Annotated in this window: 1 protein-coding gene; it reads left to right on the top strand. The window is 53.6% G+C overall.

Annotation, left to right across the window (positions count from 1 at the left end; genetic code table 11):
- A partial coding sequence (gene tssD, locus PPL9_RS17575; RefSeq protein WP_057463920.1) for a type VI secretion system tube protein TssD occupies nucleotides 1-371 on the top strand: 371 nt, incomplete at both ends.

The raw sequence follows: 371 nt of genomic DNA, 5'->3' as shown, positions 1-371 counted from the left end.
ATCATTCCTCGTGATATCCAGTCCGGCCAGCCAGCTGGTCAGCGCGTGCACACTCCGTTCAAGTTCACCTGCTCCATGAACAAGTCCATCCCGCTGCTTTACAATGCGCTGGTTTCCGGTGAGATGCTGCCGAAATGTGAAGTCAAATGGTACCGCACCAATTCTTCCGGCAAGCAGGAGCATTTCTTCACCACCTCCTTTGAAGATGCTCTGATCACCAATATCGAGTGCGGCCTGCCGCATTGTCAGGATCCGAAAAATGCTGACTTCACGCAGCTGATCACCATTGAACTGTCTTACCGCAAGATCATGTGGGAACACACAGTCTCCGGCACGTCTGGTGCTGATGACTGGCGCGCGCCTGCTGCTTA

The sequence above is a fragment of the Pseudovibrio sp. POLY-S9 genome, from assembly GCF_001431305.1.
In the GTDB taxonomy this organism is placed as follows: Bacteria; Pseudomonadota; Alphaproteobacteria; order Rhizobiales; family Stappiaceae; genus Pseudovibrio.
The sequence above is the reverse complement of the archived record's forward strand: the minus strand, read 5'-3'. Positions and strand labels throughout refer to the sequence as shown.